The 2850-nt window shown below is 71.3% G+C and carries 2 protein-coding genes; one reads left to right on the top strand and one right to left on the bottom strand.

Going from position 1 to position 2850, the window contains the following annotated elements:
• Positions 1 to 54: 54 nt before the first annotated feature.
• A complete protein-coding gene (locus tag DQW06_RS12385) occupies positions 55 to 333 on the bottom strand; it encodes a DUF4235 domain-containing protein (RefSeq protein WP_013153900.1) in 279 nt (92 codons plus the stop codon).
• Positions 334 to 537: 204 nt separating this feature from the next.
• On the opposite strand from DQW06_RS12385, the gene valS reads away from it, so the two are divergent.
• A partial coding sequence (gene valS / locus DQW06_RS12380; RefSeq protein ID WP_117198480.1) for a valine--tRNA ligase occupies positions 538 to 2850 on the top strand: 2313 nt, incomplete at its 3' end.

Below are 2850 nucleotides of genomic sequence, written 5' to 3'. Positions count from 1 at the left end.
CGGCCGACCACACTGCGGTGCGGTCGGCCGCCCGCCGTCGTCGCCTTCGCGGCGTCAGACCTCCAGCTCGCCGGGACCGGCGCCGAACATCCTGGCGCGGGCGGCGCGCACGGCCAGCACCCGGGCCACCTCGGTGCCGACACCGGCCATCACGGCCCAGGACAGCGCCGTGCCCAGGCTGATGTCGGGGGAGTCCACGTCCGTGGGCGGCTCCTCGCCGGTCACGCGGGTCCAGGCAAAGTTCAGGGCCTTGCGCATGACGTACTGCGCGGCGAACCCGGCCGCGAAGCCCACGAGGGCGGGGCCGAAGTCACCGCCGTCCTTCTTAGCCATCGAATCCTTCACCGTTTTCCGTTGGGTGTACGGAGGATGTGCGGCCGGCGCACACCCTCCCGTGCGTACGGGGAGATCCTTTCACGTCCGTTCGCGGGAGTCAGGGGCCAACCCCGCGCCAGCGTGCCCGAGGGGGTGCCGACCCCCGCTGTGACGGCCCGAAACCCGGAGCGACCACGGCCCGGAGAGCACTACCATTGCCCCATGACCAACGGCTCTCATTCCTTCCGCATGCCCGACAAGCCCTCGCTGGACGGTATCGAGGCGAAGTGGGTCGACGTATGGGATGAGTCCGGCGTCTACCACTTCGACCGCACGGCCGAGCGCGCGGACGTCTACTCCATCGACACCCCGCCGCCCACGGTGTCCGGGTCGCTGCACATCGGCCACGTGTTCTCCTACACGCACACCGACACCGTCGCGCGCTTCCAGCGCATGAACGGCAAGGCCGTCTTCTACCCCATGGGCTGGGACGACAACGGCCTGCCCACCGAGCGGCGCGTCCAGAACTACTACGGCGTGCGCTGCGACCCGTCGATCCCCTACGACCCGGACTTCCAGCCGCCCGCCAAGCCCGACCCCAAGCGGCAGGTCCCCGTCTCCCGGCGCAACTTCATCGAGCTGTGCGACCGGCTCACCGCCGAGGACGAGAAGGTCTTCGAGTCCATCTGGCGCCGCCTCGGGCTGAGCGTCGACTGGCGCCACACCTACGCCACCATCGACGACAACTCCCGCGCCGCCGCCCAGCGCGCCTTCCTGCGCAACCTGGCCCGCGGCGAGGCCTACATGTCCGAGGCGCCCACCCTGTGGGACGTCACGTTCCGCACCGCGGTCGCCCAGGCCGAGCTGGAGGACCGCGAACGCCCCAGCGCCTACCACAAGGTCGCCTTCCACAAGCCCGACGGCACCCCGGTCCACATCGAGACTACCCGCCCCGAGCTGCTGGCCGCCTGCGTCGCCCTGGTCGCCCACCCCGACGACGAGCGCTACCAGGACCTGTTCGGCACCACCGTGCGCACCCCCGTCTTCGGCGTCGAGGTCCCGGTGCGGGCCCACCGCCTCGCCGACCCCGAGAAGGGGTCCGGCATCGCCATGATCTGCACCTTCGGCGACACCACCGACGTCACCTGGTGGCGCGAGCTCCAGCTGGAGACCCGGCCCGTCATCGGCTGGGACGGCCGCATCATGGCCGACCCGCCCAAGGGCCTGGAGAGCGGAGCCGCCCGCGAGGCCTACGACACGCTCGTGGGCGCCACCGTCCACACCGCGCGCGAGCGCACCGTCGCCCTGCTGCGCGAGAGCGGCGACCTCGTCGGCGAGCCGACGCCCATCACCCACCCGGTGAAGTTCTACGAGAAGGGCGACAAGCCCCTGGAGATCGTCACCACCCGCCAGTGGTACATCCGCAACGGCGGTCGGGACGAGGACCTGCGCCAGCAGCTCCTGCGGCGCGGGCGCGAGCTCACCTGGTACCCCGAGCACATGCGCGCCCGCTACGAGAACTGGGTCGAGGGCCTCAACGGCGACTGGCTGATCAGCCGCCAGCGCTTCTTCGGCGTGCCCTTCCCGGTCTGGTATCCGCTGGACGCCGACGGCAACCCGCGCTACGACGAGCCCATCGTCCCCGCCGAGGACCAGCTGCCCGTCGACCCCAGCTCGCAGGCGCCCGAGGGCTACACCGAGGACCAGCGCGGGCAGGCGGGCGGCTTCATGGGCGACCCCGACGTCATGGACACCTGGGCGACCTCCTCGCTGTCCCCGCAGATCGCCTCCGGCTGGGAGCGCGACCCGGACCTGTACCGGCGCGTCTTCCCCATGGACTACCGGCCCCAGGGCCAGGACATCATCCGCACCTGGCTCTTCTCCACCGTGGTCCGGGCCCACTTCGAGAACGGCACCCTGCCCTGGAGCACCACCGGCATCTCCGGCTGGATCCTGGACCCCGACCGCAAGAAGATGTCCAAGTCCAAGGGCAACGTCGTCACCCCGCTGGCGCTGCTGGAGAAGTACAGCTCCGACGCGGTCCGGTACTGGGCGGCCAGCGGTCGCCTGGGCACCGACACCGCCATGGACGAGGGCCAGATGAAGGTCGGCCGCAGGCTGTCCATCAAGATCCTCAACGCCAGCAAGTTCGTCATGTCCGTGGCCGGTGAGGACGCCGTCGCCGACCCCGCGCGGGTGACGCAGCCGCTGGACCGGGCGATGCTGGCCGCGCTGGCCGACGTCGTGGAGGACGCCACCTCCGCCTTCCGCGCCTACGACCACACCCGGGCCCTGGAGCGCACCGAGCGCTTCTTCTGGGACTTCTGCGACGACTACCTGGAGCTGGTCAAGGCCCGCGCCTACGACACCGAGTCGGCCGAGGGCGCCTCCGCCCGCGCCGCGCTGCTGGTCGCCCTGGGCGCCCTGCACAGGCTCTTCGCCCCCTTCGTGCCCTTCGTGGCCGAGGAGGTCTGGAGCTGGTGGCAGGAGGGCTCGGTCCACGCCCAGCGCTGGCCCGACACCGCCGAGTACCGC

Origin of the sequence: Nocardiopsis sp. TNDT3, assembly GCF_003427465.1 — a bacterium.
Classification (GTDB): domain Bacteria; phylum Actinomycetota; class Actinomycetes; order Streptosporangiales; family Streptosporangiaceae; genus Nocardiopsis; species Nocardiopsis dassonvillei.
The sequence above is the reverse complement of the archived record's forward strand: the minus strand, read 5'-3'. Positions and strand labels throughout refer to the sequence as shown.

Excerpts from the sequence above, each read along its gene's own strand:
- DQW06_RS12385 (WP_013153900.1), bottom strand. The coding sequence starts at position 333 with ATGGCTAAGAAGGACGGCGGTGACTTCGGCCCCGCCCTCGTGGGCTTC.